We start from the raw sequence: 16568 nt of genomic DNA on the forward strand, positions 1-16568 counted from the left end.
TTGCCATATACTAGTTTTGTCAATAAACATTCTTAAAAGACGACATAAATCCGCTCTCGGGGAGGACGAAAAATGACCACTGGAACGGTCCGGCTGACGATGGCGCAGGCTCTGGTCCGCTATCTTTGTAATCAGTTTACGGAACTGGATGGCGCACGGGTTCCTCTGTTCGCGGGCGTCTTTGGGATTTTCGGCCACGGTAATGTGACCTGTCTCGCCGAGGCCCTGGAAGCTGTTCAGGGTCAACTGCCGACCTGGCGTGGTCAGAACGAACAGTCAATGACGCTGGCTGCCATCGCCTATGGCAAGGCCAAGCGCCGCCGCCAGATTATGGTCGCGACGAGTTCTGTTGGCCCTGGCGCGACCAACATGGTTACGGCGGCGGGGGTTGCCCATTCCAATCGGCTCCCTGTGCTGATCCTCAGCGGCGACGTCTTCGCCAATCGCCGTCCGGACCCGGTTCTGCAGCAGGTCGAGCACTTTGGCAATCCAACCACATCGGTCAACGATGCGTTTAAGGCGGTGACCCGCTACTGGGACCGCATCACCCATCCGGAACAGATCATTTCTTCGCTGCCCCAGGCGGTTGCGGCCATGTTGGACCCGGCGGACTGCGGTCCGGCCTTTATCGGTCTCTGCCAGGACACGCAGGAGATCGCATTCGACTATCCCGAAGCCTTCTTCGAGCCACGCATGCATGCCGTGCCGCGGCCGCGGCCGGACCGGGAGCGTCTGGCGGCTGCAGTAGAGAAGCTGACGTCGGCGAAACGCCCGCTGATCATTGCCGGTGGCGGCGTGCGCTATTCCCAGGCGGAAGAACAGGTCGCTGCCTTCGCCGAATCCCGTGGGATACCCTTGGCCGAGACCATTGCGGGGAAGGGGACTGTCGTTCACGACCATCCTGCTCACGTCGGGCCGATGGGCGTGATCGGATCCTCCTCGGCGAATGCCATGGCGGGAGAGGCAGATGTCGTTCTCGCCATCGGAACCCGTCTGCAGGACTTCACCACTGGATCCTGGACTGCTTTCGCAGGGGAGGCCGAATTCATCTCGATCAACGCTGCGCGTTGGGACGCGACCAAGCACAGGGCGCTGGCTGTGGTTGGCGATGCGCTGGAGGCGGTCACCGAATTGGACGAAGGGCTTGGCGATTGGAAGGCCGATGAGGCCTGGACCGCGAAAGGCCGCTCGGAATTTGCCGCTTGGAACCGGCTTCTCGACGAACATCAGAAGCCGACAAATGCGCCGGTACCAACTTACGCCCAGGTGGTCGGCGTGGTGAACCGCAAGGCCGGGGAGCGGGATCTGATTCTCACAGCAGCCGGTGGCTTGCCCGGGGAAGTGACCAAGGGCTGGCGGATCAAAACGCCCGGGACCTTCGATTGCGAGTTCGGATTTTCCTGTATGGGGTACGAGGTGGCTGGTGGCTGGGGTGCGGCCATGGCCGACGAAAGCCGCACGCCGATCGTCATGTCCGGCGACGGTTCCTACCTGATGATGAATTCGGACATCTACTCTTCGGTGCTCTCCGGTCACAAGATGATCCTGGTGGTCTGCGACAACGGTGGCTTTGGTGTCATCAACCGGCTGCAGAATTTTAAGGGAGGTGCATCTTTCAACAACCTGATCAAGGACAGCCGGGTGAAGCAACCCTTTGCGGTCGACTTCGTCAAACACGCAGAATCCATGGGTGCGCTGGGGCGGCAGGTGGAAAGCCTGGCCGACCTCGAGGCGGCGATGGACTGGGCCAAGACAACCGACCGCACAACGGTCCTTTCCATCGTGACCGACGCCTTTTCCTGGGTGCCGGGCGACGCGGCCTGGGATGTCGGCGTGCCGGAAGTAAGCGATCGGGATGAGGTGCGGGCCGCCCGCAAGGATCACGATGATATTCGCGCGAAACAACGCATCGGAGTCTGAAGCATGAAGGCAAAACTCGGCATTGCGCCCATTGCCTGGTCGAACGACGACCTGCCGGAACTGGGCGGCGATACGCCTCTGGAAACCTGTCTGAGTGAAGCGCGTGAAGCGGGCTTCCTGGGTGTGGAAACCGGCGGCAAGTTTCCCACGACCACACCTGAACTGCGCACCGCACTGGGAGTGCACGGTTTGCGACTGGCCTCGGGCTGGTACTCGGGCACGGTGCTGGATTCCGAGCTGGAAGCCGAGAAAGAGCAGGCGATAGCTCAGCTTACACTGTTCCGGGACCTCAATGCCCCCTGCATAGTCTACGGCGAGACCGCGGGGACCATTCAGAATGTCCGCGGTGCAGCCCTTAATAGCCGGCGTACACTGGCCGAAGACGATTTCAAAGACTACGGCCGAAAACTGACAGCCTTCGCCGAATTTTGTGCAGAACAGGGTGTGCCGTTGGCGTTCCACCACCACATGGGGACGGCTGTCGAGACTGAGCGGGACCTGGACCTGCTGATGGCACATACGGGAGCGGCGGTTCGCTTGCTCTTTGACGCAGGGCACATGGCCTTCGCCGGCGGTGAGGTTTTGCGGGTCATCGAAAAACATGCGGCTCGGATCATTCATGTCCACGCAAAGGATGTTCGTGGCGATGTCCTGAATAGCCTCGCGCGCGACCGCGAGAGTTTTCTCGATGCTGTGCTTAAGGGGGCTTTCACCGTACCCGGCGACGGCGGCCTGAACTTCAACGACATTGTTCAGCGGCTGGCAGATAACGGCTATGAAGGCTGGTTCGTGGTGGAGGCTGAACAGGACCCGGTCAAGGCGCCCCCATTGGAATACGCTAAGATTGGACACCGAGCCCTGACAACTGCGCTCCTGTCCGCCGGTTACGAAATCGAGGAGGCATAAATGAACAGCCTGGAAGGGAAAATCGCTGTCGTCACGGGCGGAACCCAAGGTCTGGGTGCGGCCATCGCCCGGCGCTTTGCGGAGGCGGGGGCCGCCGGTCTGGTGACTTGCGGTCGATCGCGTGAAAAGGGCCAGGCTGTTGCGGCAGTGATTCAAAAAGATACCGACTGTCCAGTGCAATTCGTCACGGCCGATCTGGGCGAGGTGGCCGATTGCCGCGCGGTCATTACCGCTGCGGATCATCACTTTGGCCGTGTCGATGTCCTGGTCAATGCGGCAGGTCTCACGGATCGCGGAAATATTCTCGACACCTCGGAGGAACTCTTTGACCGGATGATGGCGATCAACACGCGTGGGCCTTTTTTTCTGATGCAGGACGCCGCCAAGGTCATGATCCGCGACGGTATAGAAGGCGCGATTGTCAATATCGGTTCGACCTCCGCCTTGGCTGGCCAGCCCTTCATCTCAGCCTACTGCACTTCCAAAGGTGCGCTTGCGACCCTTACGCGCAACACGGCTTTTGCCCTGCTGCGCAATCGAATCCGGGTGAACCAGTTAAATATTGGCTGGATGGCGTCCGATGGCGAGCATCGGATTCAGACTCAGTACCACGGGGCGGAAGACAACTGGCTGGACGCGGCCGCCGCTGCCCAACCCTTCGGGCGCTTGCTGGCGCCGGCCGAGGTCGCCAAAGCAGTCGCCTTCATGGCATCCAGTGACGCGGGTATGATGACCGGGTCTGTCGTCAATTTCGATCAGTCGGTCTGGGGTGGATATCCCTTCGAACCCCCGGCACCGTCGGAAGCTATGTCGCTTTAGGATATATCGCGTTGAGCCGGAACTACTTTTCCGTCACGACAGGAATGCGCGGCGTCTCTTCGCCCTTTTGCAGGCGGGAGGCCAGCGCGACCATCAGGGCTTGCGCCAGACACATGGGGGCGGCCAGTGAACGGGAAAAAGCGTATTCATCTTCCGGTACGGCAAAGAGCACCTCGGCGGTTTTGGCCAGGGGTGACAGGGTACTGTCGGAGATCGCGATGATCGGCACGCCGTGCGCTGCCGCGTCTTCGGTGATGTTCACGACTTCGGTAGCGTAAAAGCGGAAGGAGACAGCCAGCAATACGTCGCCGGGCTGCATCACCTTGGCCATCTGCGTCGCCAGACCACCGGCAGTGTCCAGGAAGGTCGTCTTACGTCCCAACATGGTCAGGATATAGCGCATCAAATTGGCGATCGGCTCCGACCGCAGTTGCCCAACCAGATAAATGGTGTCGGCCTGCTCCAGCAGATCGACGGCGCGGGCCAGATCCTCCTCCGAGGTGCCGGCCATGAGGTTTTCGAGCGAGGTGATGTCCCGGACGACGAGGTCGCTCAGAAAGCCGCGCATACCTTCGCGCGTATGCATGTCCAGATCGCTCTTCAGGGCCTTAATGCGCGCGTCGAAACCGGGGGCCGCGGTGGCCAGGCGGTTCTGGAAAATAACCTGCAGTTCCTTGAAACCCTTGAAGCCGAATTGCTGGGCAAAGCGTACCAGGCTCGAGGCATGCACGCCGCAACGGGCGGAGAGGGCGTTCACCGACAGCATGGCAATATCGTTGGGATTCTGTGTGACGAAGCGTGCGACCTTCTGATAGCTCTTGCTGAGCCCATCATAGTGATCGTGAACCGCCTGGGTCAGATCTTCGTAATTGTCGGGTGGCGAATTCGACTGCCCGGCCATCGCGGTATTCCCCATTTCATCTGCTGGCCGCAGTTTGAACCGGGCGCATGTATTCAACGAAACTTGATTATATTACGTTTCTGCAATTACCGTTGCAATGTTTCTGTTTTCTGTTGAGTTCTTATTGTTCTTTTTCAAGATCGACCATCAGTCGATAAGCTGATTAATTTCAAACAGGTCGAGCAGCTCAACTGCAGTAGGGTTTGAAGCAGGATGTTCCTGTTCGATCTGCGGAACAGTTGTCGGGACAAGATATCGACAGCTGCTCAAAATTGCGCTGAGTAGCTGATGGCGGGACTTTAGTGCCAGTCAAAACCTGTTGCCGCTTGACGGAAGGTGGCCAGGGCCTGAGAGACAGTGGCATTCACAGTCGTAACCAATTCAAGCTTGCGCTCGTTGGGTAGATCGCTGATCGGGCGGTAGGACAAGCTGTTCAAGATCACAGAACTTGTCGGCATGACACTGACGCCCAGACCGTTCTGAAGCAGCTCCAAAATCCAGTCCTCGCGTTCACTTCGTAAGGCCACGTTGAGGAGCAGTCCGCTTGCCTTTGTGAGATTGAGAAAATCATCGCGGAATTCACAATGGAGGCGGTCGAGGTAGGCTTCTTCTGCAATTTCCGACAGCGGTACCGTTTCGAAGTCGTTGAAACGATGGCCATCGGCAAAGGCGACGACAAGACTCTCGGTAAAGAGATGAATCGCCTCAAAGCGCGGATCGTGCTCTTTCGAGCGGCCGCAAAACACGCAGTCCGCCTGGCCGTTCAACAGCAGGTCGGGTATTCGTGAGGCTGTGACATCGTGCAGCGTAATTTCGATGTGCGGATGGGCCGTGCGAAAGCTCTCCAGAAACCGGCTGAAGCGGTGCGGGCCTATGGTGCACATGACACCCACATCCAACTTTTCAATAGCAGTTCTGGCAGCAACCCGTGCGGCGTCACGGGCTTTGCGCCGGCTGTCGTCGATCCGTTCAAAATGAACCCTCATGGTTCGGCCAAAGTCGGTGAGCTCAATCTGTTGTGAGCTCCTGTCGAACAAATCGGCGCCGAGCGTGACCTCCAATTTTCGGATTGCTTTCGACAAAGCGGGTTGCGACACGGCACAGGCCTTTGCCGCGCTCGTAAAGTTCAGGGCTTCGGCGACTGCGAGAAAATATCTGATCTGTGTGAGTTCCATAGTTCAAGTATTTCTGATGTGGAGACGAACGCAATAACCAGAAGGTATTGCTTCGATAAGATATTGATATTTCACTATTATATTGAGATGAAATAGCTTTGTCCATGTCGCTACATCAAGAATCAACAAAGCCGCTGAACGGTACTCACCGCCTCCCGATCGACAATTCGGGGGACGGTACGAGGATCGGTGTCGGCATAAAACCGCATGGAGAGGGTTCAAGAATGCGCAACTATCTGCTTTCAACCGCGATCGTCTGTTCGCTTTTGGCTGGTGTTACCGCCTGCAGCATGACCAACGCCGCCGACGACGCCGTAACACCTGCCATATTTGCCGCCGATGGTCAGGTCATGATTCCAAAAGACTGGCGGCAGTGGGTTTATGTGGGGACACCTTTGACGCCGAATGCGCTGAACGACGGCAAGGCACCTTTTCCCGAATTCCATAACGTCTATATCGAGCCCACCGCCTTCGCCCATTGGCAAAGCACGGGCAAGTTTGCGAACGGTACCCAGATCGTGAAGGAGCTTGTGCTTATCCGGCAGAAGGACGCTGATGAAATGAACGAGGATGGTTCAACGGGCGAGGTTTCGGGTGTCGGCTATTTCCAGGGCGAATTCGCCGGCCTGGAACTGACCGTAAAAGACACCACGCGGTACCCGGACGAGCCGGGCGGCTGGGCCTACTACAGCTTTGGGCATAACTCACCACCCTATGCCGATACGGCTAAGGCTTTCCCCACAGAAGCCTGCAATGCCTGTCATGAGACCAACGCCGCCGATGATTTCGTTTTTACGCAGTTTTACCCGGTGCTGCGCGCAGCAAAGCCGTAACATTCCCCGTTGGGTAATGAACACGCTTGCAAGTGTTGCAGGCGTGTTCAGTCGTTATGCCGAAAAGGCTTGAACTAACAAGAAATAAAGAGCTCCACATTTGAGAAGGCAACGAGAACTATATGGCTATGCATCTTGAAGTCTGCGTATCGCAGAGAGCGGTATTTTTAAAGCGTTTGCAAAAGAAAATCCACCGATCGCAGCTTACTTTTACGCGATTGGCGTTAGTCGTGTAGTTCGAGGTACTCGGATTTTCCCAACTGTGCCGATCGAGGCGCCCACAACTTTTAAGCCGTCTCGCAGTCGTTTCCAGTCAGATCTGTTCCGAATGGGGAATGTTTGAAGTAACCATTCTGCTATTGCGCGGTCTTCAAAAGCTTTTGCTCCTTGCCAATCCTGGCGGATCAGGTTTTTAAAGTAGTCCCACTTTTCTCGTGCCTCCAAGATTAACCCAAGCTGTCCAAGTGTCGCTACGTTCCAACCTAAGAAACTATATGCCACGTCTCCAGAGCGTGTTGATGCCTTTAACGCGCCTTCATAGTCGCTACATAGAAATCGGATTATTGTTTGATAGCCCCAATGAAGTGGTTCTACTGTCAAACCGAGTTCAACAGCCTGATTTGCCCGTGTGAGCGCGATCTCATGGCGCCCGCAGAGCGCTAACCCCAACGTGGATGAAACGAGAGTCCATGGATCATTCTCGTTCAGATCATACGCCGTCTTGTATCCCAGTTCCGCAAGGTCGAACTGACCGTTCATTGCGTAAGACCAGGCTGCACAGAGCTGTGTCTTCGAATTAGTCGGCTCGAGCCCAACGACAACTTTTACAAGAGACGTGGCTTCTCTCATGTTCTCTTCTGTACGGAATACACCGGGAAACATCTGATTTACTGAGTTGTGGAAATTTATGAGATTGCAATAAGCTGGTGCAAAACTCGGCGCATCTCCGATTATCGAACGAAAGAAACTGGCGGTCCGAATTCGATTCTTGGGCCTCCACAGTCGGGCTTGATCTAACCCCTTCAGCCAGCGATCGAAAATGGGGAGTGAGATGTCGGGTTTTCCAATCACCTTGCTGACGCGATCGGCAGATAGATGGACATTGAGAGCGAATGCGATCTTGCGTACGACTTGGCGTTGGCTTGCGAGCCATTGTTCAGAGTTTTCTGAGTATTCTGCACTCCAGACGTACTCTTTCGAACCCTGATCACTGGCAGTGAGAATTAGTTCTATTTTTCCGTTTGATTGGTAGGAAGTTGCTTCGATTGTGTATTGGGCTCGGTCAGGTGTCGGCAACTTGAATAGTGGATTCTCGGTTGATCCATCTATGACGGACCATTCGCGAAAACGAACAAGGTTAGAAATTAGGTGATGCCGAAATCCCTTCATCAACTGTCCTTGCGCAGACTGACCGGTGTTTTCGCCAACTGTGTGAGACTGAAATGCCCCAACAACGATCATAAGACGGTTTGCCGTGACGTTTTGTTTGCCACTATCGAGAGCACCTGCTTCGGTCGTAGCGATACGTTCTGCCCGATGTGATGGCTCAATTAAAGGTGGGTCAAAATCTCCGATTTTGATGCTAACAACTAAGTTCTGAGTCTTGATGGAAGGCTCCATGTCGTGCTCTGTGTCCAGCAAGTCATAAAGCGCTTTGTATCGATCAAGTGCTCTCGAGATGTCTCCCTCTTTCGCGTAGGTCAACATCAAGTATCGACAAGCTCCCTCGTGAGTCGGATCAAGGTTTGAAAGTGCAAGCGCTAGCTCTTTTGTTGCTTGATGTTGTTGCGAACCGACGTTTTCCTCCATAGCGTTAAGCTTCGATTCCAACGAAAAAACTAAGCGCTCGTGAAATATCTGTCTTTGCACCATTAGCCATGATTTGACAGCTGCATCGACATCTTCAAATCCGAGTAAAAGTTCTTCTGATAGGCACTTTTTCTCGAGCATCAGTGGATGCGGCTTAGCGCATTCTGTGTTGTCCAAGACAGACCAAACGTCGACTTCAAATTCCGAAGAGTCCAGGGAGGCTTCATTGCGGCTGATCTGCAAACCTGGCGAGCTGAGTTCGGCAAATACCTGTTTCAGGCTGCGCAATGCCTGGCGCAGTGAACCCCGTGCATTCGATTCTGGAACATTACTCCACAACAGCCCTGCAAGTTGTTCCCTCGTTTGCCGGAAGTCTTGGCTAAGGGCGAGATACGCCAGCAGTACCTGTGCCTTACGGTTGCGAATAGCAATTCTGCGGCCACTGTATGTTAGGGAGAATCCGCCGATAAGAGAGAGGTATAAATACTGCATTGAAGAGAACGCATCCGTATTTTCATTTCGTCCAGCAGAACGCTCAATCAACTTAAGTTACGTCAGCTGCCACTGATGGTTTTCAGCAACCCTGTAGCTTAAGGAAATATTCTTCCAAAGGGTTTAGTTTACCAAAAATTGTGGTGGTGAGAAGCTGTACTTCCGACACGGGCACTTCTCCTGACGACAAAAAATTGGGTGTCCATTCTGGAACCCAAACAGAGCGCAGCACTCTGACTCTATGTGATTGGGGGGAATTTACATGGAAGTGTATCGGGCTTCACGTTGTCCAACATGCAAGTGCAGTGGTCGTAGTAAAGACCGTTCGGTCGCTTGTTTTCTTTAGGAGTTTCATTTTCTAGACTGACGCAGCATAAGAGATTCTTGATGAATTGACATCCCTGCAGCGTTATTGAACCGATTTGAAGTCTAGTCGATCCCTTAAGCGTGCTCATATGTATCGCTGAAGCGTTGCAATTTCTCCAAAGACAGCTGCCGGTTCCAACGCCTCCAACCCTGCGCGGTGGCTGTCGGTTTGCGCGTGCCCGCCACCGGTAAAGCCGACCACACTCATTCCCGCGCGCTTGGCGGCTTCGATCCCGGCAGGGCTGTCTTCGATTACCAAACAATCTTCCGGAGCCGTTCTCATTACCCGTGCAGCATGGAGAAACAGATCCGGTGCCGGCTTGCCGTTGGTGACCATCGACGCACTATAGATATGAGGATCGAACGCCGAGAGAAGGCCGGTGATTTCGAGGGAAAGCCGAATGCGTTCCAACTGGCTGGACGAGGCAACGCAGACCGGCAAATCCAGCGTACGCAGCAATTCGGCGATGCCGGGTATGGGGCGAAGTTCTTTCCGGTAGAGATCAAAGAGCTGCAGCCGCATGGATTCAAGGTCGGCGGATGAGAAATCAACGCCGAAGTCGCGGCTTAAAATTTCGGTGGTGGTTGCCAGACTCTTCCCGAGGAAAAGCTTGTAGCAGTCCTGCATGGGGATCGACGCGCCTGCGGCTGCCACGTTGTCGCGCAGAACGCGAAACGACAGAGGTTCGCTGTCGACCAGCACGCCGTCACAGTCGAAGATGATAAGACGCGGGCGCTTCAGAGGCGCCGTGTCCTTAGGTCGTTGTTTACCAGCAGGTGTATCCGCCATCCGCCACCACGATTGATCCGGTCATCAGGCTCGACGCATCTGATGCCAGAAAGTGTACAATTGATGCGATCTCATCGGGTTGGCCGACTCGGCCCATCGGGGTCATCTCCAGCCAGGTTTTATACATTTCCGGCTCCTCCGTCATGCCGAAGTGGGTCAGCGGAGTCTCGATGTAGGTGGGAGCCACCGCGTTCACTCGAACGCCGCGTGCGGCCCACTCGGCCGCAAGGGACTTGGTCAACTGATGCACAGCGGCTTTCGATGCGTTGTAGAAGGACTGCGGCTGCGGCTTGTTGACGATCAGACCGGACATGGAGCCGATGTTGATAATGGAGCCGGAACCCTGTTTGAGCATCTCGCGGCCGAAGGCGCGGCAGCACCAGAAGAGGCCGTCGAGATTGACGTCCATGTGAAAACGCCAGTGTTCGTCAGAAGTATCTTCGGCCCGCACGTCGCTGTTCGCCACGCCGGCGTTGTTGACCAAGATGTCGACACGCCCATGTTCTTTCATGACCGCAGTCACGGCTGTATCTACCGCGCCCGATTTGGTGACGTCCATCACGATGCCATGGGTTTCGATGCCGAAAGTCTTCAATTCCGCTACGCTGGCGTCGACCCGGTCAGGAAAGAGGTCGGCGACCACGACCGTTGCGCCGGCTTCACCGAGCGCGCGGGCGCAGGCAGCTCCTATGCCCTGGCCAGCGCCGGTTATGATCGCGACTTTTCCATCCAGCTTTAACTTCTCGAGATACACGGTTCACTTCCTTAATATTATGTGAGGTTTCAGCTCATCCAGTTGCCGCCGTCGACGTTCAAGGTCTGAGCGGTGATGTAGCGGGCATCATCAGATGCGAGAAAAACACAGGGGGCGGCCACGTCCCGAGGGTCGCCCATGCGACCAAGGGGAACGGCCGTGCCGACTTCACGCTTCTTCTGGCCCTTGGGTTTGTTTTCGTATTCGGCGAACTGCGCATCGACCAGATCCCACATCGGCGTGTCGATGACGCCGGGCGCAATGGCGTTGACGCGGATGTTGTCCCCGGCCAGCTCCAGCGCCAGCGACTGCGTGATCGAGATCACGGCCGCCTTGGTCGAACAGTAAATCGTGATATTGGGCTCCCCACGGCGCCCGGCCTGGCTGGTGAAATTCACGATCACACCGCCGCCGCGTTTTCGCATCGAGGGCACGACCGCCTGCGCGGTAAAAACCGTGCCGGCAACGTTCACATCATACTGACGGCGGTAGTCTTCGAACGTGATCCTGTCGATGGAGGCCATGTTGAAGATGCCGGCGTTGTTCACCAGAATATCGATTCCGCCCCAGGCTTCCTCGACAGCGGCGACACCGGCTGTGATGGAGGAGGGATCGGCCACGTCCATGGCAACCGCCATTCCGCCACCGATGGTCCCGGCGAGTGCCGTGGCGGTCTCTTTCGCATCCTCTTCCAGCAGATCGGCGACGGCCACCTTTGCGCCGGCGGCCGCGTAGGCCTCGCAGATCGCGCGTCCGATGCCGCGGGCGCCGCCGGTTACTAGTGCTACTTTTCCTTCAAGTTTCGTCACGCGATTCGAAGTCCCTGCTGGTCGAACTTGTGGATCTGTTCGGCATTGGGGGTCAGATGGATCGTGTCGCCGTAGTGCAAATCGACCTCGCCGCCGGCGCGAACGGTCAACGGCTCGCCAAAGCCGTCGACATTCACGTGGAAGAAGGTATCGCTGCCCAGATGCTCAGAGACACCTACGGTGCCTTGCCAGGCGCCGCTGTCGCCCGAGACGGAGATGTGTTCCGGGCGGACGCCGATGGTATGGGCGTCGTGTTTACCGGCCTCGGGCCCTTCGATCAGGTTCATTTTGGGCGAACCGATGAAGCCGGCCACGAACCTGTTACGGGGTGTACGATAAAGCTCCAGCGGACTGCCGACCTGTTCGATCACGCCGGCCTGCAGCACGACGATCTTGTCAGCCATGGTCATAGCCTCGACCTGGTCGTGGGTGACGTAGACCATCGTGGTATCAAGCCGTTTGTGCAGTTCGCTGATCTCAAGCCGCATGCCGACACGCAGCGCGGCGTCGAGGTTCGATAGCGGCTCGTCGAAAAGAAACGCTGCAGGTTCGCGGACGATGGCCCGGCCGATGGCGACGCGCTGACGCTGGCCGCCTGACAACTGACCGGGACGCCGGTCGAGATAGTCGGTCAGGTTCAGCGCTTTCGCGGCTGCCTCGATCCGTTTGTCCTGTTCCTCCTTGCTCATTTTCGCCATGCGCATGGGAAAGGCGATGTTCTTGCGCACCGACATGTGCGGATAGAGGGCGTAGCTTTGAAACACCATCGCGAGGCCGCGCTTGGCGGGGGGCAGGCCCGTTGCGTCCTGCCCGTCGATCTCGATGTTGCCCGAGGTCGTGTCTTCGAGCCCCGCGATCAGGCGCAGAAGCGTGGACTTGCCGCAACCCGAGGGTCCGACAAAGACCACGAACTCGCCATCTTCGATCTCCAGGTCCAGCGGCGGGATGACCGTCACCTCACCAAAGGACTTTTTGACTTGTCTTAGATGTATGCGTCCCATGTTTGGTTCCTTACTTCACGGCGCCGAAGGTCAGACCCCGGACGAGTTGCTTCTGGCTGAACCAGCCCATGATCAGGATCGGCGCGATCGCCATGACCGAGGCGGCGCTGAGCTTGGCGTAGAACAGGCCCTCGGGACTGGAGAAAGAGGCAATGAAGGCGGTGAGCGGCGCGGCTTTCGCGGCGGTCAGATTGAGCGTCCAGAAGGCTTCGTTCCAGGCCAGGATGATGTTCAACAGGATGGTCGAGGCCATGCCGGGGATCGCCATGGGCGTCAGGACGTAGATCACTTCATCGCGCAGGGACGCCCCGTCCATCCGCGCGGCCTCCAGGATCTCGCCGGGAATTTCACGGAAGTAGGTGTAGAGCATCCAGATGATGATCGGCAGGTTGATCATCATCAGCACGAAGACCAGGCCGATGCGGCTGTCGAGAATGCCGAAGTCGCGAAAGATCAGATAGATCGGGATCAGGACGCCGACCGGCGGCAGCATCTTCGTGGACAGCATCCACATCAGCACGTCTTTGGTGCGCTTGGCCGGAACAAAGGCCATGGCCCAGGCGGCGGGGATCGCGATGACCAGCCCGAGGAAGGTCGAGCCGAGCGAGATGATCACCGAGTTGGAGAAGTGCTTGAAGTAGTCCGAGCGCGCCTGAACCGCCCCGTAGCTTTCGAAGGTCCAGCCCGAAAACAGGACCTCCAAGGGGGCCCGGATCGCGTCGCCTTCGGATTTAAAGGATAGGATGACGATCCAGAGGATCGGAAAGAACATCAGCACGCCGAGGCTGCCGGCGAGCAGCGTGTTGAAGGACTTGCGGGAGTTTGAGACTGCGCGTGCCATGATGTCCGTCCTTATCCGTCCTTACGCGTCCAGGTTCTTGCCGATCATGCGCATCAGGAAGAATGCGACGATATTGGCAAGGATGATGGCGACGACACCGCCCGCACTGCCGATGCCGACGTCGTACTGCAAAAGCGACGAGACATAGATCAGGTAGGTGAGGTTGGTGGTCGCGGTGCCCGGGCCGCCGTTGGTTGTCACGAGGATCTCGGCAAAGATCGACAGCAGGAAGATGGTCTGGATCAGAACCACCACGGTGATGGCGCGGGCCAGATGCGGCAGCATGATGAACCAGAAGCGCGCGAGCCAGCTTGCCCCGTCCATCTCGGCCGCCTCGAGCTGCTCCTGATCGAGCGATTGGAATGCCGTCAGGAGGATCAAGGTCGCGAAGGGCAGCCACTGCCAGGCAACGATGAAGACGATCGACAGCAACGGTATCTGGCCAAAGAAGTCGAGGGGCTGCATCCCCAGGGCTTGCGCCAGATGCCCGAAAATCCCGTTCACCGGGTTCATGAACATGTTCTTCCATACCAGACCCGAGACCGTCGGCATGACGAAAAACGGGGCAATCACCATGATGCGGATGACGCCCTGGCCCCACATCGGCTGGTTCAGCAGCAAAGCGAACAGGATGCCGCCGATGGTGGTGATCAGCAGGACTCCGCCGACCAGCACCAGCGTGTTGATCATGGCGTCGGTGAAACTGGGGTCGGTGAAGAACCAGTAGTAGTTCTCCCACCCGACGAAGGGATTGTTGCCCGGCTGCAGCAGGTTATAGCGTAGGAAGGAGAAATAGATCGTCATGCAGAGCGGAACGAGCATCCAGCCCAGCAGGAGAAGCACGGCGGGGGAGATCATCAGCCGGGCGGCGGAACGGGATGCTTTGGTCGCCATTCGATCGGTCCTCCGGGAGAAGGTGAGGCCAGCACTGAAGGGAAGACCCTTTTTCAGGTCCTCGCTACAAGGCTAACAGGAAATCGGCCAAGAAACCGGTCGCGAAACCGGCACTAGCGCGGTGGGCCGATGCATCCGGCATCGCCCCGCGCCGGGAGGCGGCTACTTGATGTAACCGGCTTTCGTCATTTCGCGCAGGGCGAAGCGCTGGCTGTTGGCCAGAGCCTCATCGACGGTCTGCTGACCGGCCAGGGCAGCCGAGATCTGCTGACCGACGTAGTTGCCGATGCCTTGGAACTCAGGGATCGCAACGAACTGAACACCGGTGTAGGGCACGGGATCGCGCGTTGCGTCGGCGGGGTTCGCGGCCAGGATCGACTTCTCGACGGTGGCGGCGAAAGGTGCCGCATCAAGATAGGCCTGATTCTCGTAGGTTGATTTCCGGGTGCCCGGAGGCGCGGCGACCCAGCCTTTCGTTTCACCCACGAGCTTCACGTAGTCTGCCGAAGTGGCCCATGCCAGGAAGTCCTTGGCGGCGGCTTCCTTGGTGGAGCTGGCCGGAACCGCCAGCGCCCAGGCCCAGAACCAGCCGGTGCCCTTGTCGGTCACCTGCTTCGGCGCCTGGAAGAAGTCGGTTTTGTCGGCGACCGAAGACTGATCGGGGTTGAAGATATAGCCCGCCGCCGATGTGGCATCGACCCAGGTCGCGCACTTGCCGTCGGCGAAGAGCGCGCGGTTCTCGTTGTGGCCGTTCGAGGACGCGCCCGGAGGCCCGTAGTTGTTCATCAGGTCGACATAGTAGTTGACCGCGGACTTCCACTCGTCGCTTTCCAACTGCGGCTGCCAGTCCATGTCGAACCATTTGCCGCCGAAGGCGTTCACCATCGGGCCGACGAAGGCCATGTTCTCGCCCCAGCCGGCTTTGCCGCGCTGGCAGGTGCCGTAAATACCCTTGTCGGGGGCATGCACCTTGGCAACGATTTCCGCGAACTCTTCGTAGGTGATCTGCGCATCGCCAACCTTGATGCTTGCCGCATCGAAGAGGTCCTTGCGGTAGAAGGTAAAGGAGCTTTCGGCGTAGAAGGGAACCGCATAGAGGGACCCATTTGCCGACAGACCGTTGCGGATCGGCTCGTAAATGTCGTCGTAGTTGTAGGCATCGCCCAGATCGTCGAGCGGCTTCAGCCAGTCCTGGGCGCCCCAGATCGGTGCTTCGTAGGCGCCGATCGTGATGACGTCGAAGGATCCGCCGTTGGTGGCGATATCAGTCGTGACGCGCTGGCGCAGAACGTTCTCTTCAAGGACAACCCAGTCCAGCGTGTGGCCCGACTGTTCTTCCCACTTCGAAGACAGCTCCTGCATGATGATCATGTCGGAGTTGTTCACGGTGGCGATGGTCAGGGTTTCGGCCAAGGCGTAGCTGGCCGCCAGGCTTGTCATAGCGAGTGCCGAGCACGCGCCGAGCATCGATGCTTTCAAATTCATGATTTTTCCTCCCGCACAGGTCTTGGGGTGGCTCTTTGGGTTTGAGCAATTGCCTATGTGTTGAGCAATTACTCACTAAAATGGTTAAAGAGTCAAGAGGGAATCGTTTCTGCAACGCAAAATTGTAGAGTGTTTTTGCGTTTTACATGGCTCAAAATTCACTGCCTCGCAATCAGCATGCTACTGATTTCAAAAGGATATTTTGAAATCTGTGATTTAGGAAAACCCAAAACACTGTTGTGCGAGTTTAATGGAAACCGCTGACCGTCGTTGGGGGATTTTTGGTCGGATTATGTCTAGGTCGCATTGAAGCGGCGGACACAGTGGGGCTTAGGCCTGATTCAAGATAGCGTTCGAAACGGAGGTTATCAGTCTGCCGACGGAAAACATGGAATGGAACTGCGAAGAAGTACGCCCGGCCTATCGTATCCTATAGGTCGCTTGTGAGCCGTTGCTGCGGATGAAGGTTACTCGGTTGCCGTTAAAGAGCACGGATTGGCAGTCCGAGCCTGCGAGACTATCAGGTTTCGTCAATGTACGGCAGAACTTGCCGTCTTTGACTTCCCAAGTGCCTCGGACACCTGTTCCAGTGAGCGTGCCATCCTGGTTTAGATGAACTGTTGCATTTTGGCTGTCCAGCGTTCTTCCGGAGAGCGCAGCTTCAAGAGGAGCGGCGGGCTGAGGTTTCTCTCCACTTGTCGTCGTCTGACAGGCAGCCAATGTCAGACCGATCAACGCCATTGGAACAAAAGGTTTCATTAACAGATCTTGTC

Annotated in this window: 15 protein-coding genes; 4 read left to right on the top strand and 11 right to left on the bottom strand. The window is 57.0% G+C overall.

All coding sequences use genetic code 11. The annotated features are described in order from the left end of the window. Nucleotides 1-72: 72 nt before the first annotated feature. Genes iolD through QMZ18_RS22400 form a run of 3 tightly spaced genes read left to right on the top strand, consistent with a single transcriptional unit; the run spans nt 73 to nt 3645 of the window. The gene (iolD, locus tag QMZ18_RS22390; RefSeq protein ID WP_282608585.1) at nt 73-1920 is read left to right on the top strand and encodes a 3D-(3,5/4)-trihydroxycyclohexane-1,2-dione acylhydrolase (decyclizing); all 1848 of its coding nucleotides are present in this window, start codon (nt 73-75) and stop codon (nt 1918-1920) included. Nucleotides 1921-1923: 3 nt separating this feature from the next. Further along, nucleotides 1924-2826 carry a myo-inosose-2 dehydratase gene (iolE, locus tag QMZ18_RS22395; RefSeq protein ID WP_282608586.1) on the top strand — a complete coding sequence of 301 codons (903 nt, stop codon included), beginning with the start codon at nt 1924-1926 and terminating at the stop codon, nt 2824-2826. Further along, nucleotides 2827-3645 carry an SDR family oxidoreductase gene (locus tag QMZ18_RS22400; protein WP_282608587.1) on the top strand — a complete coding sequence of 273 codons (819 nt, stop codon included), beginning with the start codon at nt 2827-2829 and terminating at the stop codon, nt 3643-3645. Between the two features lie 22 nt (nt 3646-3667). On the opposite strand, the gene QMZ18_RS22405 is transcribed toward QMZ18_RS22400, so the two are convergent. Together QMZ18_RS22405 and QMZ18_RS22410 are read right to left on the bottom strand one after the other, a co-directional pair. Next, nucleotides 3668-4561, bottom strand: a complete 894-nt coding sequence (locus QMZ18_RS22405; protein ID WP_282608588.1) for a MurR/RpiR family transcriptional regulator — start codon at nt 4559-4561, stop codon at nt 3668-3670. Between the two features lie 284 nt (nt 4562-4845). Beyond that, nucleotides 4846-5721, bottom strand: coding sequence for a LysR family transcriptional regulator (locus QMZ18_RS22410; protein ID WP_282608589.1), 876 nt, complete (start codon nt 5719-5721; stop codon nt 4846-4848). A 224-nt stretch (nt 5722-5945) separates the two neighbouring features. Between QMZ18_RS22410 and QMZ18_RS22415 the strand changes: the two genes are divergently transcribed. Further along, nucleotides 5946-6554, top strand: a complete 609-nt coding sequence (locus tag QMZ18_RS22415; RefSeq protein ID WP_282608590.1) for a cytochrome P460 family protein — start codon at nt 5946-5948, stop codon at nt 6552-6554. 210 nt (nt 6555-6764) lie between these two features. On the opposite strand, the gene QMZ18_RS22420 is transcribed toward QMZ18_RS22415, so the two are convergent. From QMZ18_RS22420 to QMZ18_RS22460, 9 genes are all read right to left on the bottom strand, one after another. Beyond that, entirely contained in the window at nt 6765-8906 is a 2142-nt protein-coding gene (locus QMZ18_RS22420) for a BTAD domain-containing putative transcriptional regulator (protein ID WP_282608591.1), read from the bottom strand. A gap of 400 nt (nt 8907-9306) precedes the next feature. Continuing rightward, the gene (locus QMZ18_RS22425) at nt 9307-10011 is read right to left on the bottom strand and encodes an HAD family phosphatase (protein WP_282608592.1); all 705 of its coding nucleotides are present in this window, start codon (nt 10009-10011) and stop codon (nt 9307-9309) included. After that, nucleotides 9989-10765: an SDR family NAD(P)-dependent oxidoreductase gene (locus tag QMZ18_RS22430; protein ID WP_282608593.1), complete on the bottom strand. Its 777-nt coding sequence runs from the start codon at nt 10763-10765 to the stop codon at nt 9989-9991. Before QMZ18_RS22430 ends, QMZ18_RS22425 begins: the two co-directional genes overlap by 23 nt. 29 nt (nt 10766-10794) lie before the next feature. Continuing rightward, entirely contained in the window at nt 10795-11574 is a 780-nt protein-coding gene (locus QMZ18_RS22435) for an L-iditol 2-dehydrogenase (RefSeq protein ID WP_282608594.1), read from the bottom strand. Then, nucleotides 11571-12575 carry an ABC transporter ATP-binding protein gene (locus QMZ18_RS22440; RefSeq protein ID WP_282608595.1) on the bottom strand — a complete coding sequence of 335 codons (1005 nt, stop codon included), beginning with the start codon at nt 12573-12575 and terminating at the stop codon, nt 11571-11573. Before QMZ18_RS22440 ends, QMZ18_RS22435 begins: the two co-directional genes overlap by 4 nt. A 10-nt stretch (nt 12576-12585) precedes the next feature. Next, the gene (locus QMZ18_RS22445) at nt 12586-13416 is read right to left on the bottom strand and encodes a carbohydrate ABC transporter permease (protein WP_282608596.1); all 831 of its coding nucleotides are present in this window, start codon (nt 13414-13416) and stop codon (nt 12586-12588) included. A gap of 21 nt (nt 13417-13437) precedes the next feature. Further along, the gene (locus QMZ18_RS22450) at nt 13438-14310 is read right to left on the bottom strand and encodes a carbohydrate ABC transporter permease (RefSeq protein ID WP_282608597.1); all 873 of its coding nucleotides are present in this window, start codon (nt 14308-14310) and stop codon (nt 13438-13440) included. Between the two features lie 162 nt (nt 14311-14472). Continuing rightward, on the bottom strand, nt 14473-15795 hold the full coding sequence (locus QMZ18_RS22455; RefSeq protein WP_282608598.1) for a sugar ABC transporter substrate-binding protein: 1323 nt from the start codon (nt 15793-15795) through the stop codon (nt 14473-14475). A 420-nt stretch (nt 15796-16215) separates the two neighbouring features. Beyond that, complete coding sequence (locus QMZ18_RS22460; protein WP_282608599.1) at nt 16216-16554, bottom strand: hypothetical protein; 339 nt, start codon at nt 16552-16554, stop codon at nt 16216-16218. Between the last annotated feature and the right edge of the window lie 14 nt (nt 16555-16568).

This window comes from Pelagibius sp. Alg239-R121 (assembly GCF_947331435.1).
In the GTDB taxonomy this organism is placed as follows: domain Bacteria; phylum Pseudomonadota; class Alphaproteobacteria; order Kiloniellales; family Kiloniellaceae; genus Denitrobaculum.

Excerpts from the sequence above, each read along its gene's own strand:
- QMZ18_RS22415 (WP_282608590.1), top strand. The coding sequence starts at position 5,946 with ATGCGCAACTATCTGCTTTCAACCGCGATCGTCTGTTCGCTTTTGGCT.
- QMZ18_RS22405 (WP_282608588.1), bottom strand. The coding sequence starts at position 4,561 with ATGGGGAATACCGCGATGGCCGGGCAGTCGAATTCGCCACCCGACAAT.
- QMZ18_RS22440 (WP_282608595.1), bottom strand. The coding sequence starts at position 12,575 with ATGGGACGCATACATCTAAGACAAGTCAAAAAGTCCTTTGGTGAGGTG.
- QMZ18_RS22460 (WP_282608599.1), bottom strand. The coding sequence starts at position 16,554 with ATGAAACCTTTTGTTCCAATGGCGTTGATCGGTCTGACATTGGCTGCC.
- iolE (WP_282608586.1), top strand. The coding sequence starts at position 1,924 with ATGAAGGCAAAACTCGGCATTGCGCCCATTGCCTGGTCGAACGACGAC.
- QMZ18_RS22425 (WP_282608592.1), bottom strand. The coding sequence starts at position 10,011 with ATGGCGGATACACCTGCTGGTAAACAACGACCTAAGGACACGGCGCCT.
- iolD (WP_282608585.1), top strand. The coding sequence starts at position 73 with ATGACCACTGGAACGGTCCGGCTGACGATGGCGCAGGCTCTGGTCCGC.
- QMZ18_RS22455 (WP_282608598.1), bottom strand. The coding sequence starts at position 15,795 with ATGAATTTGAAAGCATCGATGCTCGGCGCGTGCTCGGCACTCGCTATG.
- QMZ18_RS22445 (WP_282608596.1), bottom strand. The coding sequence starts at position 13,416 with ATGGCACGCGCAGTCTCAAACTCCCGCAAGTCCTTCAACACGCTGCTC.
- QMZ18_RS22400 (WP_282608587.1), top strand. The coding sequence starts at position 2,827 with ATGAACAGCCTGGAAGGGAAAATCGCTGTCGTCACGGGCGGAACCCAA.
- QMZ18_RS22410 (WP_282608589.1), bottom strand. The coding sequence starts at position 5,721 with ATGGAACTCACACAGATCAGATATTTTCTCGCAGTCGCCGAAGCCCTG.
- QMZ18_RS22450 (WP_282608597.1), bottom strand. The coding sequence starts at position 14,310 with ATGGCGACCAAAGCATCCCGTTCCGCCGCCCGGCTGATGATCTCCCCC.